Origin of the sequence: Mastigocoleus sp. MO_188.B34 (genome assembly GCF_030065675.1) — a bacterium.
GTDB lineage: Bacteria > Cyanobacteriota > Cyanobacteriia > Cyanobacteriales > Nostocaceae > Mastigocoleus.
In genome coordinates, this window is record NZ_JASJDK010000035.1 from 35618 (window position 1) to 51448 (window position 15831).

14 protein-coding genes are annotated in these 15831 nt (G+C 36.3%); 8 read left to right on the plus strand and 6 right to left on the minus strand.

Annotated features, from left to right (window positions below; translation table 11 throughout):
* The first annotated feature begins 31 nt into the window (after positions 1 to 31).
* From QNJ50_RS10985 to QNJ50_RS10995, 3 genes are all read left to right on the plus strand, one after another.
* Positions 32 to 1120: a DUF1822 family protein gene (locus QNJ50_RS10985; RefSeq protein WP_300635199.1), complete on the plus strand. Its 1089-nt coding sequence runs from the start codon at positions 32 to 34 to the stop codon at positions 1118 to 1120.
* A 276-nt stretch (positions 1121 to 1396) separates the two neighbouring features.
* On the plus strand, positions 1397 to 4042 hold the full coding sequence (locus tag QNJ50_RS10990) for a CHASE2 domain-containing protein (RefSeq protein ID WP_300635201.1): 2646 nt from the start codon (positions 1397 to 1399) through the stop codon (positions 4040 to 4042).
* 2 nt (positions 4043 to 4044) lie between these two features.
* Positions 4045 to 4971 (plus strand): DUF928 domain-containing protein, encoded by a 927-nt coding sequence (locus QNJ50_RS10995; RefSeq protein WP_300635203.1) that lies wholly within the window; start codon positions 4045 to 4047, stop codon positions 4969 to 4971.
* A 52-nt stretch (positions 4972 to 5023) separates the two neighbouring features.
* On the opposite strand, the gene QNJ50_RS11000 is transcribed toward QNJ50_RS10995, so the two are convergent.
* Entirely contained in the window at positions 5024 to 5677 is a 654-nt protein-coding gene (locus tag QNJ50_RS11000; protein ID WP_300635206.1) for a metalloregulator ArsR/SmtB family transcription factor, read from the minus strand.
* Between the two features lie 193 nt (positions 5678 to 5870).
* Between QNJ50_RS11000 and QNJ50_RS11005 the strand changes: the two genes are divergently transcribed.
* The 4 genes from QNJ50_RS11005 to QNJ50_RS11020 all read left to right on the plus strand — a co-directional run bounded on the left by QNJ50_RS11005 (position 5871) and on the right by QNJ50_RS11020 (position 8881).
* On the plus strand, positions 5871 to 6008 hold the full coding sequence (locus QNJ50_RS11005) for a hypothetical protein (RefSeq protein WP_300635208.1): 138 nt from the start codon (positions 5871 to 5873) through the stop codon (positions 6006 to 6008).
* A gap of 106 nt (positions 6009 to 6114) precedes the next feature.
* The gene (locus QNJ50_RS11010; RefSeq protein ID WP_300635209.1) at positions 6115 to 6858 is read left to right on the plus strand and encodes a rubredoxin-like domain-containing protein; all 744 of its coding nucleotides are present in this window, start codon (positions 6115 to 6117) and stop codon (positions 6856 to 6858) included.
* A 135-nt stretch (positions 6859 to 6993) separates the two neighbouring features.
* Positions 6994 to 7707, plus strand: coding sequence for an SDR family oxidoreductase (locus QNJ50_RS11015; RefSeq protein WP_300635211.1), 714 nt, complete (start codon positions 6994 to 6996; stop codon positions 7705 to 7707).
* A gap of 139 nt (positions 7708 to 7846) precedes the next feature.
* Complete coding sequence (locus tag QNJ50_RS11020; protein WP_300635213.1) at positions 7847 to 8881, plus strand: agmatinase family protein; 1035 nt, start codon at positions 7847 to 7849, stop codon at positions 8879 to 8881.
* A 265-nt stretch (positions 8882 to 9146) separates the two neighbouring features.
* Here QNJ50_RS11020 and QNJ50_RS11025 read toward each other — a convergent pair whose 3' ends face one another.
* Both QNJ50_RS11025 and QNJ50_RS11030 read right to left on the minus strand, forming a co-directional pair.
* Positions 9147 to 9785, minus strand: coding sequence for a hypothetical protein (locus QNJ50_RS11025; RefSeq protein ID WP_300635215.1), 639 nt, complete (start codon positions 9783 to 9785; stop codon positions 9147 to 9149).
* A gap of 108 nt (positions 9786 to 9893) precedes the next feature.
* The gene (locus tag QNJ50_RS11030) at positions 9894 to 10247 is read right to left on the minus strand and encodes a DUF4870 domain-containing protein (protein ID WP_300635217.1); all 354 of its coding nucleotides are present in this window, start codon (positions 10245 to 10247) and stop codon (positions 9894 to 9896) included.
* An 800-nt stretch (positions 10248 to 11047) separates the two neighbouring features.
* On the opposite strand from QNJ50_RS11030, the gene QNJ50_RS11035 reads away from it, so the two are divergent.
* Positions 11048 to 13759, plus strand: coding sequence for a PAS domain S-box protein (locus QNJ50_RS11035; protein WP_300635219.1), 2712 nt, complete (start codon positions 11048 to 11050; stop codon positions 13757 to 13759).
* 97 nt (positions 13760 to 13856) lie between these two features.
* Here QNJ50_RS11035 and QNJ50_RS11040 read toward each other — a convergent pair whose 3' ends face one another.
* The 3 genes from QNJ50_RS11040 to QNJ50_RS11050 form a co-directional block, all read right to left on the minus strand.
* Positions 13857 to 14708, minus strand: a complete 852-nt coding sequence (locus tag QNJ50_RS11040; protein ID WP_300635221.1) for a M90 family metallopeptidase — start codon at positions 14706 to 14708, stop codon at positions 13857 to 13859.
* A 164-nt stretch (positions 14709 to 14872) separates the two neighbouring features.
* Positions 14873 to 15241 (minus strand): DUF5615 family PIN-like protein, encoded by a 369-nt coding sequence (locus tag QNJ50_RS11045; protein ID WP_300635224.1) that lies wholly within the window; start codon positions 15239 to 15241, stop codon positions 14873 to 14875.
* On the minus strand, positions 15225 to 15467 hold the full coding sequence (locus QNJ50_RS11050; RefSeq protein WP_300635226.1) for a DUF433 domain-containing protein: 243 nt from the start codon (positions 15465 to 15467) through the stop codon (positions 15225 to 15227). Before QNJ50_RS11050 ends, QNJ50_RS11045 begins: the two co-directional genes overlap by 17 nt.
* Between the last annotated feature and the right edge of the window lie 364 nt (positions 15468 to 15831).

Sequence of the window (15831 nt, forward strand, 5' to 3'; positions counted from 1 at the left end):
GGCTAAAATTAAAAATTAAGGAGTAAAAGTAATGTCAAATATTTCAACATATGACTCTGTAGATTTCAGACTTTTAATCCCAGAAGTTATTTATTTAGAATCAGAACACTTTGACTGCGCTGAAGAAATATATTTGCGAAGTAATAATGAAGATAAACAATGGGAAAATTATCTAAATTCTCTAGCTTGCGTTGCATTTAAAGATTGGGTAGAGGAAAAATTATCTACACACAGTTTAAGTATAGATCTTAAAATTACTGAAGATGGATATTACTTATCAGTTGGTAAATTTAACTATTTTTTGATTGTAGTAGAACATCTATTAGATGAAGTTGTAAATATATCTAAGAATCTTATTAATGCATCCACAATTAAGGCAAATTCTTATGTACTAGTAGAAGTATTAGAAGAAGAGGAAGAAGTAGTAATTAAAGGTTTTTTAAATCATGATAATTTATATGATTATTGCAATCAAATAACACTGCAATCATCCAATAATGATTATTATCAAGTTCCCTTGTCAATATTTGATTCAGAACCAAATCACTTATTGTTATGTCACCAGTTCGCAGAAATAGTTGCATTCTCTACGGTTGAGTTATCTGCAATTGAGTTCTCTGAAATTCAAACTACAACAGAGAAGAAAGAGAAGAAAACATTTATGAGTGAAATAGATGAAAAAATACCCAAACTTAGTCAATGGTTTAAAAATATGTTTGACGAAGGCTGGTTGACAATAGATAAATTAACAAAAGTAGAAACAAACTTAGCTTTTAATACCATCAGGAAATCAGTTCAAGGGGTTAGAAGAGGTAAGCTAATTGATTTAGAAATACAACTAGGAAAAAATACTGTAGCTTTACTGGTTAATATAGTTGAAGTGAATGAAAATAAGTTTTCCATCTTAGTTCAACTACACCCCACTGGTAAAAAGAAACATTTACCCCATAACCTTCAATTGAGAATGTTTGCTAAAGGAGGAAAGGTACTTCAAGAGGTTCAAGCAAGAATTCAAGATAATTATATTCAATTAAAACCATTTAAAGGAGAAGCAGGAAAACGTTTCAGCATTGAAGTCGCTTTAGGTGATGTGAGTGTCAAAGAGAATTTCGAAATTTAAGTATAAAACCTTAAAAGGATTCTGATTTAACCATTAACTCATCCAATACTGATAAAATAAACAGTAAAAATCTTAACTCCAGCAAAATTAGGAAAGCATATTTTTAGCTAATACCTCGAAATATTAGCTAAAATTATTATTTGTGTTTCAATAATTATTTTGTAAAAGCAAGTTGTAAAATACTAATGCATATTAAATATAAAATTAACATATCTAGTTGAAAAACAAAAGATAAAAGCAAATTTTTTTTATGATTAATTATTTTATCTGCTTCTTATGAGTAGAGTAATTGTTTTAAGTTTGGGAGCGGGAAATTTACAAGATGGTTTTCCTGTTGTAACTTTACAACTTGGAGAATCAAATAATGCTTATAGGATGAAATTTACTGGTAGCCTACCACCAGCACCAGAAATTGCTCAAATCTATCGCAATTGGCAATCTTTGTATTCAGCTTTTTATCAACCTCTAGCGTTATATCGTAATACTGAGGATATCGACGAAACAGATGATACTTGGGAAATAGAAGAAGGTTACATAACTAATATTTCCGAAGTAGATATTGTTTCTCTATGTAATCAAATTTCACAAAGTATAAATGCTTGGTTTGATTCAATAGAATTTCGTAATATTGATCGACAATTACGCACACATTTAGAACCATCCGAAGAAATTCGCTTCATCATTGAAACAGATGATATTTTATTGCGAAGACTTCCTTGGCATCTTTGGAAATTTTTTGACGACTATCCCAAAGCAGAAGTTGCCATAAGTTCTTATGACTATCAAAAGCAAAAAAATATTCTCGAGTATTCCTATAGAGAGGATGTAAGAATTTTAGCCATTTTTGGTAGCAGCGAAGGGATTGATATTAGTCAAGACAGACTTTTCTTAGAACAGTTACCCGCTTGTCGAGCAAAATATGATGCTGTCGCGTCACCTTGCACTAATGACGCCCCTGCGTCACGTTGCACTATCGAATTTTTGGTAGAACCAAAGTTGAGCCAATTAGATGAAAAGCTCTGGCAAAAAGGTTGGGATATTATTTTCTTTGCTGGTCATAGTGGCACTCAAGAGCAAGGATTTATACATATAAATAATAAAGATATTATTACTATCGATAAGTTAAAGAATGCTTTCAAGCAAGCCATCGGTCGAGGGTTAAAATTAGCAATTTTTAATTCTTGTGATGGTCTAGGTTTAGCAAAAGCATTAATCGAATTACATATTCCACAAGTTATTGTCATGCGCGAGCCTGTCCCAGATAAGGTAGCGCAAGAATTTTTAAAGTATTTTTTGGCTTCATTCTCACACGGAGAATCTTTATATACAGCAGTACGTTACGCACGAGAAAGGTTACAAGTTCTCGAAAAAGATTACCTTTGTGCGACTTGGTTACCAGTAATTTGTCAAAACCCAGCCGAAGCACCTATTATTTGGTCTGCAAATGGTATTCACACTGAAGGCGAACAAGATAAAATATTTTCACCTTCAAGCAATATATTGATTTCAAATTCTAATTACACAAATCAATCTAAGATTTCTATACCCAAAACTAAAATAAATCAAACTAAAAGAAATTCCAGTCACAACCGCAAACAAAAATTTCCATCAATAAAATTTAATAAAAAACACTTAATAAAACAACTTCGGTTATTTGGTCAGGGCAAAGATGCTTTGAAGGCTTTACTAGTAGTAAGTATATTTTTAGTCACTCTATTAATGAGTATTCGCTACTTGGGAATTATACAACCTTGGGAATTAAATGCTTATGACCATTTAATGCAATTGCGACCATACGAACAGCCAGATAGACGTTTGTTGATAGTTACGGTGGGCGAGTCAGATGTCAAGTATCAGATAGAACAAGGAATGGATATGCGATGGTCTTTATCAGACCAGGCATTATCTAAGGTTTTGGAAAAGTTAGAACAGTATAAGCCAATATCTATTGGTTTAAATATTTACCGAGAGCTTCCAGCCGATCCAAACTATCCCAATCTAGTCAATCGGTTGAATCAGGGTAAAGGTTTAATTGCCATATGTAAAGTTTCTGCCCCTGCTGACGGCGAACCTGATGGTGTATCTCCTCCACCAGAAGTTCCCAAAGAACGTCACAGTTTTAGTGATTTTGTAATAGATACGGATGGGGTTCTCCGTCGTCAACTTTTATTTATGAACCCTCCTTTAAATTCTCCTTGTATAACGGAGTATGCTTTTAGTTACCTCATGGCAAGAGAGTATCTAACATCACAAGGCTATCCCCAACCTAAATTTAACGACCAAGGTAACTTGCAAATTGATAAACTTATATTCAACCGTTTAAAACCCCATAGTAGTGGTTATCAGGGAGTGGATGCAGCTGGCAATCAAATATTAATAAATTATCGTTCTCTACCTTCTTTTAAAGATATTGCGACTCAAATCAGTCTCAAAGACATTCTTAACGACAAAATTAATCCTAACTCTATTAAGGACTTAAAAAACCGTATTGTTCTGATTGGTGTTACCGCTCCTAGCGTTACTCAATTCTGGCAAACCCCTTACATTTCTAAGGGAGTTTATAAAGAACTTGAGATATCTGATGTAATTGTACAAGCCCACATGATCAGTCAGATTATCAGCGCAGTTGAAGACAACAGACCTTTAATATGGTGGTGGTCTGGGTGGCTTGAAGCTCTGTGGATATGGTTTTGGTCTTTGCTAGGAGGAATTATTGCTCTTACTATTTGGCAACCAATTACCCTACTATTCGCTACCGCAACAACTTTGTTATTACTTTTTAGTACATGCTTTGGTATATTGATATATGCTGGATGGATTCCTCTTGTACCTCCAGCATTGGGGTTGATATGCTGTGCATTTCTTCTCAAAGTTTTATTAAGCGATCGCTTTATTCCAATCCAGAAATCTATTGATACTTGATAATGGCCGAGATTAATTTATTCCAAATTATAATCAAACAGTTTTATATTATTTCTTTGCCAGTTGCACTATTTGGAAATTTAGAACTATCTTGGGCTGGAATGTTAGATACTGATATTTCCCAAGAAAATATGCCTGTTATCGATCAAATATTTAACCTTCACCTTCAAGTATCTAAACAAATATCCAAGGTAAATTCGCCCGACAAGTCCCTCGATAGACCGATTTCTCTACCACAAATTAAAACACAAAAATATTTATTAGCCCAACAAGTACCCGACAATATAGGTGCTCCCACAGGTCGCCGTAAGGGAGGAGCAACTAGAGATCCAAAGCAATGTTCAAGTTTAGAAAAACCTATAACTGCTTTGGTTCCTGGAGGGAAAAGTGGCGAGAAAAATAAATCATTTTTTGCATCAACAATTGATCAGTACCTAAATGTTTGGTTGTTCGTTCCTCAATTAACGACTCCCATGAAGTTTGGAGAATTTGTATTGCAGGATGACAGTGGAAACGATATTTTGAGGAAAAGAATGTCACTTCCCCAAAAGGCTGGTGTTATAGGTATTAGCATTTCCCAAAATCCCCAATACGCTCTCAAAGAAAATCATAAATATCAATGGTATTTTCAAGTTTATTGTGGGGATCCAAAAACTCCCCGAGAGTATGCTTATGTTGATGCGTGGTTACAAAGAGTCGCAATAACTCCAAATCTGCAAAAGCAATTACGAACGACTAAACAAGGTAAATACACTGTTTATAGCAAAAATCATCTTTGGTACGATGCTGTTACCGATTTAGCAAAACTTCGCGCTCGCAATCCAAATTCACAGCAACTCGCTCGAGATTGGGCTAACTTACTCAAAATTTTTAATCTGGAAGAATTTGTTGATGTACCTATTATTGACAATTATGTTTTGTCAGAGTGATTGGTAATGGGTAATGGGTAATTGGTAATTGGTAATAGATTTGAGCTAGAATCTATTGTTTTACAATTCTGTAAGCACAGCGACGCGCACCAGCAACAATATGCTCGGTTCGCTTGATCGCATATTCTTCTCCTAAAGCTGCTTGAAAAACTTCCTGCTCCTTCATACACAGACCGACACAAGCAGTTGCAGCAGCACAAATCGGACAATGATTCTCAATCAACAAAAACGACCCATCTTCTTGAGGTTGAACTAGAGCCATATAGCCCTCTTGAGTACGAATTTCTGCTAAAGCTTCTAATCTTTCTCCTAGGGTATCTAATCCTGCTAAGTATTCTTGATAATTATCTGTTTGCTGTCGTGCTTTAATTTCTAAAAGTCGATCTAAACCAGCTTTTCCAAACGCTTCTGTGACGGAGTTAATTAGACTCAATGTTAATTCGGCGTATCCATCAGGAAAAAAGCGATTTGCAGCAGCAGTTAATTGCCAAAGTTTTGCAGGACGCCCCATCGCCCTAGATTCTTCTTTGTAAGTAACTAACTTTTCATCTTGCAGAGCGTACAAATGTTGACGTACAGCCATCGCCGAAACATTTAAACGAGAAGCTAACTCCTGCGAATCCATCTCTCCTTCTTGTTTAAGCAAGTTAATAATTGCACGTCTAGTCCGGACTGCAGTCGATTTTTTGTTGTTTTTTTTTGCCATGTAACACTCGTCATTAATGTGTTTTACATCAAGAAAAATGCACTTGTGGGTTTATCCACACCGATAAAAGTTTGAATACAGATTTTTTATAGATATATATACAAAATAAAGAAAAATCTTTACAAAGTCAATTGAGTTGTGTAGGCTAGTTTATAAAGAAAAAAGTTTAGAAAGTTATTGCGAGTAACTGGATATGAATTTTCATCGATTTGAACATATTAACCAGTCATGTAAGAACCTGGATGTGACTCGTCAGTTTTATCAGACTCTATTCCCTGAATGTTATGTACGAGCTGAGGGTGAAGAAGATGGCTGGAAGTTGATGCAATAGGAGCAATTCCCAATTCTTAGTCATTAAAAATTTGTAATCAATTTATTAATGACAAAAGTTCACAAAATCTAAAATTTTAATAAATATATATAGAGGAATTCGAACTATGTCTGTAGAAGGTCAAGTATTGACTACAAATGTAAACGACCGACAATGGGTTTGTACCATTTGTGGTTATAACATGGTTGGTGAAATGCCCGATGTGTGCCCGTTTTGTGGAGCGCGCCATGACATATTTGTTACTTGGAATAAAGCAGAACAGACCTATCGAGTAACACCAAACAAAGTAAATGATTACGTCACACAATTGATTTCTGTACCTCGTCTAGGAATTGAGCATGCTGCTTATCGTATTGAAACAGATGATGGTGCAGCAGTATGGATTGATTGTCCATCAGCATTCAATCGAGACTTAGAACCAGTAGAAACTATTTACTTCACTCATAAGGATTTTATGGGTGCATCCAACCAATATCGACAATTATGGGGTGCTAAGGTTTATCTGCATATTAACGATAGCGAACATCCCCTTGTCCAGCAATTTCCTGTTGACAATAAGATTTACGGTGACTTTAGCGAACATGGAATTGAAGGGTTTTACATTGGTGGTCATACTCCGGGCTTCATGATATACGTCTATCAAAAGGTTTTGTTTATTTGTGATTATGTATTTCCTCCGGGTTCAAACATGCAATTCAACCCCTTTGGACCAAAAGATAAAACCCGTAAACGCGCATCAAGAATACTAGATATTGTTTCTGAGAAATCCCTTGAAACCGTATGTGGCTACAATTTTGTTACTGATTTCGATAGCTGGTACAAAGATTTTAAGCACCTACTCCATGGTTAATTAATACTTTGTGTATCAATTTTTGTATATAAATTGATGCAGGTGTGTTAGGCGCACAACCAATTACAGATTATTTTAAGTTACCTCATTAGCGCCATAACCCACCATTAATAAAATAGGTCGAGGTCAGTGAGAATGAATCAACAGAAAATTGCGATTGTTACAGCTGCGAGTAGATCTATAGGTGCAGGATGTGCGCGAGAACTAGCAGCAAGAGGTTACAAAGTTTCTCTAATGGCGCGTGGTAGAAATATTTTTGATTTAGCTTCAGAGTTGGATGGGATTGCAATTCAAGGCTCAATTACAAAATTCCAAGACTTGCAACAATTAGTAGAGACAACCTTGGCTAATTATGGACGCATAGATGCAGTAGTAAATAGTTTTGGCGATCCACCCCGACCGGATTTACTTTCTATCTCCGATGAAATGTGGTTAGAAAATTTTGAAATGCTCTTTCTGAGTGTTGTTAGGATGGCGAGATTAGTTACAGAAACAATGCAAAAATCAGGAGGTGGCGTAATAGTTAATATTTCAGCCTGTGATTCCCAGGAACCATCTTTAGGAACGCCTTTCAGTGGAACCATCCGCGCTGCAATGGAAGGATTTACAAAACTTTATGCTAAGCGTTACAAATCAGATAAAATTCGGATGATTTCGATCGCACCTTTTTTTGTTGCAGATTCAATGGAAGAATTGGAAGGATGGGACGTACCGAACGATTTGATATTTGGTCGTCCTGCTACCTATGCTGAGTTTGCCAAAACAGTCGCTTTTCTGGTTTCTGATGATGCTAAGTTTATTACTGGTACGACCCTAAAAGTTGATGAGGGACGTTCTGCAACAATTTAATACTTTTCCTAAATTCAAGTTGATATGGCACTACGCTCAAGTCATTGACGTAAGTCTTCTCTTCAGAGTAACTAAAAAATAAGAAATTCTCTCGCGCCCATAACATAGACATAACCTAAAATAATTTTACTTTTGATTAATGACAAATTTCCAAGATTACGATCCCAGCGACATCGGTCAAGTGAATGGTAATATTTTTGGCTTACCTTTTGATTATGAGTCTGCAAAATTAATTATTTTTCCCGTACCTTGGGAGGTTACAGTTTCCTATGGTGCAGGAACTTCTAATGCTCCACAACGAATTTTGGATGCTTCACCACAATTGGATCTATTCGATTTTGATCGCCCTGATGGATGGAAGCAGGGAATTTTTATGGTAGACATTCCCCAAGATATTGTAGATAAAAATAAATATTACCGAAACCAAGCAGCAAAAATTATTGAACGATTAGAACAAGGTCAACCCTTGACTATTGAACCAGATTTAACCCCCGTACTTGCAGAAATTAATCAAGCGAGTGAAGAGGTCAATCAATGGTTATATCAACAATGTCAACAAGCTATAAGTGATGGGAAGCGAGTTGCAGTTATTGGTGGAGACCATAGTTCCCCGTTGGGATATTTGCAAGCATTAGCAACTAATTATCATGATTACGGTATCTTACACATTGATGCTCATGCAGATTTACGGGATGCTTACGAAGGATTTAAATTTTCCCATGCATCAATTATGTTCAATGCGGTGAAAATACCGCAGATATCAAAACTAGTGCAGGTGGGATTGCGGGATATTTGCCATGATGAAGTGGAAATGATTGAGCAATCTAACGGGAGAATAATTGCTTTCTACGATCCAAAAATCAAACAAAGGCTTTACTCTGGAAGCAGTTGGATTGAACTATGTCGAGAAATTGTTAGTCATTTACCAGAATATGTTTATATTAGCTTTGATGTGGATGGTTTAGATCCAAAACTGTGTCCAAATACCGGTACTCCGGTTCCTTCTGGATTGGAGTTAGAGCAAACTTTTTGTTTATTTCGGGAATTGGTAAATAGCGGAAAAAAAATTATTGGGTTTGATGTTTGCGAAGTTGGTGACGCACAATGGGATGGGAATGTGGGAGCGCGGATAGTTTATAAGTTAGCGAATTTGATGGATTTATCGCAGGAGTAAGGAGTCAGGAGTCAGGAGTCAGGAGTTAGGAATAATATCATGTCTGGATAATCAGTTATGATAAGAGAAGCACTTTGCAATATTCCTGGCTGCAAATATTACTCCATCCGGTTAAACTTCAGCTACGACGATTAGATTTCAATTTTAGGGTAGACCACAATCTGTTTCAGTGCGTCCGTTGCAACGCGATTGTTAGGCTAAAACAAACTGAACTTTCCAGTTTGATATGAGAATAAAATATGTTGACACAACAATAGATTCCTACTTAACGCCTACTCTTTGGCTTATTTTTTTGAGAGGATGAAAGCTTTAGCTCTTCAGCCAAAGGCGTTATAACTCTTTCATCAATTTCAATCGGTAGTTTATAAAGCAAAAAATCATACTGTTTTTCCCATTCCTGGGATAAAGTATCATCTCCTTTTTGGATCAAAGGCATTAATGTTTCATCAATTCTCTTGATAAGATTTTCTTCAAAGAAATACAACAGCTGATTGTATAGGTCGTTTGATACTAAACGCGCAGCCTTACTAATCTCAAGTCTAATATTACTAAATAAGTCCCATGATTTCACGTCATAATTTTCTACTGCGGCTATATATTTCTCTGAGTTCGAGTGAACTTTATAGTAACAAACTGCAAGAGCTAGAAGTTGCAGTTCCCATAGTGACTTAGAAATGTTCTCCAAAAGATTTATTTGTGCATCAACTATATTGGCTGATCGTTTTAAGTCTGCCTCATACTCCATTTTTGCTCGGAGCTTCCTTGCATCAATTCCCTTGAGAACATGAGGAATAAAAAGACCACTTACTCCCGCTGTAAGTATTAAAAAGATTACTCTATCCAGGAAATTTTGATTTAGTAATAAAGTCTTTAGGGTATCTAAAAATTCCTGGCTAAATTTCATAAGCAAGTTCCAAGCTGGAAATCTTAATATAAGGATATCGAGTTCATTGGGGATAAAACTATTTTACGGAAGATCTCAAGCAAGACTTCAAGAGTTTTGACGATCATTTCATTTAAGAATAGTGAGAGAAAAGGGATATTTCCAAAATTCACCGTTATTTGCTTTTATCCCAGCAATAATTGGAAAAAGAACTCCAAGTACTCCCAAAAGGGCTAGTAGCGGTATCCCAATAAATACAATTGTTAAACAAGAAAAAATTGCACCATAAATTAATGATGAGATTAACCAATTAACAGCCATTTTGCCATGAATATCCAATATTGGTAATTCATCTTTTTTAAGTTGCCAGATGATTACTGGCGCAATAAATCCTCCAAATGGAATTATATAACCACCTAATAACGACAAATGTAGAAACATTGCCCATAGGTTGGCTTCTCGCTCTTGATTTTGAATCGTCATTAAAGAACCTCTACAAAATTGATGGATTTATTTTGCTGATATTACATACTTAAAAAAACCAGTTATTATGCTTTCCTGGGTCAATTTTCACCATAAGTCCAATTGCTTTATTATGAAATTATATTTAAAAATTAAATATTAATAATGTTAGCTTTTTATTCTTTTTCAAAGAAAGCCTAAATCAATGAGACAAACAACATAATTAAGATTTAAGCCCAATAAGCGCAGTAAATGGATTCACACACCAGGTATTTTACTGCAAAGCTAGAATGCACAAAGTAAATCATAAAGTTATTTAATTATACATTAATGCAGTTAAGAGTATTGATGCGGATGAACATGTAATTCTTAATAATTTACAGCAAGAGTGTAAATTTTTTGTAAAATAATATTTTGCCTCCAAATATCTATTAATTTGGAGGGTATATGTTACAAAATTATTGATATCTTAATCCACAGTATTGTGGCAAATTCCCCTAAAGGTCGACATTTCATTTGTTAATAAATATTTTGCTCCCAGTATCAAAACCTGACAATAAACTATAATATGGCGATCGCACTAAATGTTCGAGACATGAAAAACTAGATATTTTATTAATCGAAAACAAGTTTTAAATTGCTAAATTATACCTCCTCACAAATTCCTCACTTTTTTGTTTTAAATCTGGAAATAAACAAACAGATCAACCCTTGGGATTGTAAGCATAACCCTGCCTAAAAACGAAATGTTACTTTAAATCTATATCAATACTTCTATAATGCTTACACATTAAAACTTCAGTCCAATTGCCTCCTTAATTATGGAAAGCAACTCCTTCGAAAATTGGCCAACCTTGGAACAGATTGTTGATGCTACTGCGGCTAAGGGTTATTGTAGTACTTTAAAAGTTACACCAGATACATCCGTTCTCGAGGCAATCACCTTAATGAACCAGGGAGATTGCAGTTTTGTCTTAGTTGTTGATGGGATGAAGTTAGTAGGCGTATTCACAGCACCAGATATAGTCAAGCTAATTGGGGCAGGAAAAAATTTATCCCAGACCAAGATTAAGGAGGTGAATACACAGCCAGTTATTAGTCTTACTTTTACTGGTTGTGAAAATATTTTCACCGCTTTATCTTTAATGCACTCTTCACAGGTTCCTTACCTAACGCTACTGGATCGCCAAGGTCAATTGCTTGGTTTAGTTACTCAAGAACAAATCCAACAACAAGCAGAAATTGCTCTGCAGCAGAGCGAATGTAAATTTCGAGCAATCTTCGATAGTACGTTTGAATTTATGGTACTGCTAAGTCCTGAAGGAATTGCGATCGAAGCCAATCAAACTGCATTAAATGCTATTGCTGCTCAGCGCTCCGATGTAATTGGACAACCTTTCTACAAAATCCCCTGGTGGGCTGATTTTCCCCAACAGCAGCAGCAGTTGCAACAAGCGATCGCCAAAGCTGCGAAAGGTGAATTAGTGCGTTTTGAATCCAAACATATTTGGACTTCGGGAACATTTGCTTTTGTAGATTTTTCCCTCAAGCCCTTTTTTGATTCAGAAGGTAAGGTTGTAATGCTAATTCTAGAAGGACGGGATATTACCACTCTCAAGCAAGCCGAATCAAAGCTTCAGGTAAGCCAAACCAAATTTGAGGCATTGGTAACCAATATGCCAGGGATGGTCTACCGCTACTTCCCTAATACCCCAGATCGTCCACATCACTTTACCTATGTCAGTGAACATTCCCACCAGCTGTTAGAATTAGCGCCACAAAAGATTGTCGAAGATGCCGATACATTCGTCAACTTGATTCACCCAGAAGATTTACCATCTTTCTTGGCTTCTGTAACTTATGCGGTTGAAAACTTTTTACCCTGGCACTGGCAAGGACGAATCACAACCCCATCGGGAATATTGAAGTGGATTGAGGGTAATTCTCAGGCACAGAAAACACCCGAAGGAGATGCCTGGGATGGCTTGTTGATTGATATTAGCCAACGCAAGCTCGCCGAACAGAAGATTGCTCAACAAGCGGCTTTAATTGATATCGCTACCGACGCAATTTTTGTCCGAGATTTAGATAATCGCATTTTATTTTGGAGTGAAGGAGCCCAACGCTTATATGGTTGGACTGCTACAGAAGCCATTGGCAAAGCCGCCCATGAGTTGTTTCATACTGAATCTTCTTCTCAACTCGCTCAAGGTCTTAGTCTTGTTCTAGATCGAGGCTTTTGGCAAGGTGAGTTAAAACAAGTTACTAAAACTGGTCAAGAAATTATAGTTGTCAGTCGCTGGACTCTGGTGCGGGAAGAATCTGGACAACCCAAATCTATTCTTGCTGTTAACAGCGACATTACTGAAAAGAAAAAATTGGAGCAACAATTTTACCATTCCCAGCGCTTAGAAACCATTGGAACTTTGGCTACTGGTATTGCCCACGACTTCAACAATCTTCTTACGCCTATTCTTACTATTGCTCAATTGCTTCCCCTCAAGTTACCCAATATCGATCAAAATACCCAACAACTCTTGACAATGGTTGAGAACAGTGCGAAACGCGGGGCTGATTTAGTTAAACAACTTCTTTATTTCAATCGGGGAACAGAAGGTAAGCAAGTTAACATCCAATTAGAATACTTGCTTGAAGAAGTAATTAGTATTGCTCAAAGTACCTTCCCCAAAACCATAGACATATCCCAACAGATTCCAAAAAAGAAACTGGGGCTAATTTTGGCTGATAGTACCCAAATTCATCAAGTATTCATGAATATTTTGATCAATGCTCAGGATGCAATGCCTAATGGTGGAAATTTAACTATCAAGGCACAAAATCGCTACCTGGATGAAAATTATACCCGTATGAATTGGCAAGCCAAGGTCGGTTCCTATGTTATCGTTACAATTTCTGACACCGGAGTCGGTATCCCACCACACCTAACAAAGCGAATTTTCGACCCCTTTTTCACTACTAAAGAATTTGGAAAAGGTAAAGGACTGGGACTGGCTACTGTAGAAGGTATTGTCAAAAGTCATGGTGGCTTTATCAAAGTTGATAGTCATCTGGGAAAGGGTACCCAATTTGAGGTTTTTTTACCTGCCGTAGAAGGAACACCTTGTCTGCAAAACTCAACACAAAATCAATTACCAAAGGGTAACGGTGAATTGATTCTGATTGTAGATGATGAAGAAATTATTCGACAGACAGCACAAACTTCTTTACAAAACTATAATTATAAAACTCTCCTGGCTAAGGATGGAATTGAAGCGATCGCCATCTATGCTGAACACAAAAAGGAAATCAGCCTTGTTCTCATGGATCTTATGATGCCGAATATGGATGGATTAACAACTATCCGCGCTATTCATAAAATTAATCCCCAAGTCAAAGTCATTCCTACCAGTGGACTTCCTGCTGATCTTGGAAAAACTTTCCCCCTCAATATTAAGACCTTTTTATTAAAGCCTTATACTATTGAACAATTATTAGATGCTGTAAATTCCTATCTTTCGCCGGATATTTCTTAACAAATCTATCTCCTGGGAAAAATCTGTATGAGTTACTTCCCATACCACCCCTAACAAATCCTGGGACTTTTCCCTTTAAAATCACGCTTGCAGATATCTACGATAAGGTTGATTTTGAAGACTGTTGAACCCACCGCTTGGGATCTGATTTATAATAACCTTGTAATAACCGATAAAGAGCCGGTCGCTTTTTGATTAATTCCTGGGGTTTTTCAAAGAAAGTTTCAGTCGCTACAGCAAAAAATTCTGCGGGGTTAGTTACACCATATCGATCCAATACCGTATCTACTCCTTTCTGAACATCTTCACACAGTTGCTTGTATTCTGCCGTCATCACCTTAGACCAAGTGGAGTAGTCTGATTTCCGTCGCAAAATTGGAACCCCTTCAGCTTGACCATCTTCTTGATCTAACTGATGAGCAAATTCATGCAATACAACGTTATGTCCATTTCCCCAGTTACAAGTATCTTGTTTTACCTGCTCCCAAGATAATATTAATTGATCAGTTGTCCATGATTCTCCCAATCTTGCAACTAAACTTTCTTCAACAATATGATTTCCGGTGACAGTGGTTTGTTTTACTATATAAGCAGTTGGATAAATTAAAATTGAACGCAATCGAGGAAAATATTGTCCTCGTTCGTTAAGAAGTAGCAAACAAGCATTTGCAGCAATTAAAAGTTTCATTTCTTCTGTTAAATGTAATCCAGCACAACCAATAAATTGTTTTTCTGCTAAAAATACTTGAATGTGTCCCTGAAGGCGTTTACGCTCCCCAGGGGAAAGATAAGAATAAATGGGAAGATGGTCGTCAATAATAAAATTCCAAAGTCGTGGGAAAGAACGACGTTGCAGACGTTTTCTGGCTTTTTTTACTAAAATTGGGCTTATTAAGATCGTTATTGCAATAAGGAAACTGACAAATAAAACAATAATTGCTTCGAGCATCGATTTTAATTATTTTATATTGCAGTGCAATTTCGAATTGCCATGCTTTATTTGCAAATTTAACAATTATTGCGAACTATCGTCGATATTGTCGAGCGAGCGATCGTATCTTTTATTATTATCTACTAATATTTATTGATGTAATACTCTGAAGATTTTTACATTTATTTCAATAATGGGAGATGACGCACACGAATGCGACTTGGTTCAACAGTGACAACTGCACCTTGTTGTAAATCTGCTTCACATTTATTAATTACTTTAAATAACAACTCAGTTAAAGCTGGAGCGCGTAAACTTTGAATCCGAATACGAATAACTGAAGGAGAAGTTGCTTCAGTCAGGGCTAACAAAGCGTGAAAATCAGAATCAAGGGTAACAACAACGCGCTTATCATCTTGTGCGAAAATAAGAATTTCTCTATCTTCCGCTGCTGATAAAGCAATCTGAGCAACATGAAGAGTATCAATATCAGCTTCGCACAATAAAGCTGCTGCAGAACGTGGTAATCCTTGGTCAAGCAACAGTTTCATTGTTAAGTCTTAGTTCTATGATACGGTCATCTAAATATGTTGAAGTATAAATCAGAGCTTGCTGAATATCCTCATCTTCCAGTTCGGGAAACTCTTGACGCAGTTCTTCTCTATCTGGATAAGTGGCTAACAACTCAATTACTCGACGAACTGTCAAACGCAAATCGCGAATGCATGGTTGTCCATTCATACGATTTGGATTGCTGGTAATGCGATCTAATTTCATTGCTGAATTGATGAATTGAATGTTCCAGTACAAGAACTCTAGCATTCATTCAATGAAAATTGCTGTAAGTTGTTTGAGGTGCGATCACATAATTATCATAGACAATTAATTTTGTTTAAGCTTCGTCTGCTAAGTAGTGATTCTATTGATTTAGAGTAAGTTTCTATCTTTAAGTGGGAAGTAAAAATCCTTTCAAAATCACTGGGAGTTAAAAATAAGCCACTCATAAGACCTGTCCGGAATATTAACTTGGTGCCAAAAAAATGGTAGAACGGAGTTTTCACCGTCTACCAAAATGAAAAATCCACTTCATTATATTCAAGAATACCCACACCGCACAAAACAAATTCTGGGAATAAGCAAC

Coding starts and splice junctions, on each gene's coding strand:
- QNJ50_RS10985 (WP_300635199.1), top strand. CDS start 32: ATGTCAAATATTTCAACATATGACTCTGTAGATTTCAGACTTTTAATC.
- QNJ50_RS10990 (WP_300635201.1), top strand. CDS start 1,397: ATGAGTAGAGTAATTGTTTTAAGTTTGGGAGCGGGAAATTTACAAGAT.
- QNJ50_RS10995 (WP_300635203.1), top strand. CDS start 4,045: ATGGCCGAGATTAATTTATTCCAAATTATAATCAAACAGTTTTATATT.
- QNJ50_RS11000 (WP_300635206.1), bottom strand. CDS start 5,677: ATGGCAAAAAAAAACAACAAAAAATCGACTGCAGTCCGGACTAGACGT.
- QNJ50_RS11005 (WP_300635208.1), top strand. CDS start 5,871: ATGAATTTTCATCGATTTGAACATATTAACCAGTCATGTAAGAACCTG.
- QNJ50_RS11010 (WP_300635209.1), top strand. CDS start 6,115: ATGTCTGTAGAAGGTCAAGTATTGACTACAAATGTAAACGACCGACAA.
- QNJ50_RS11015 (WP_300635211.1), top strand. CDS start 6,994: ATGAATCAACAGAAAATTGCGATTGTTACAGCTGCGAGTAGATCTATA.
- QNJ50_RS11020 (WP_300635213.1), top strand. CDS start 7,847: ATGACAAATTTCCAAGATTACGATCCCAGCGACATCGGTCAAGTGAAT.
- QNJ50_RS11025 (WP_300635215.1), bottom strand. CDS start 9,785: ATGAAATTTAGCCAGGAATTTTTAGATACCCTAAAGACTTTATTACTA.
- QNJ50_RS11030 (WP_300635217.1), bottom strand. CDS start 10,247: ATGACGATTCAAAATCAAGAGCGAGAAGCCAACCTATGGGCAATGTTT.
- QNJ50_RS11035 (WP_300635219.1), top strand. CDS start 11,048: ATGGAAAGCAACTCCTTCGAAAATTGGCCAACCTTGGAACAGATTGTT.
- QNJ50_RS11040 (WP_300635221.1), bottom strand. CDS start 14,708: ATGCTCGAAGCAATTATTGTTTTATTTGTCAGTTTCCTTATTGCAATA.
- QNJ50_RS11045 (WP_300635224.1), bottom strand. CDS start 15,241: ATGAAACTGTTGCTTGACCAAGGATTACCACGTTCTGCAGCAGCTTTA.
- QNJ50_RS11050 (WP_300635226.1), bottom strand. CDS start 15,467: ATGAAATTAGATCGCATTACCAGCAATCCAAATCGTATGAATGGACAA.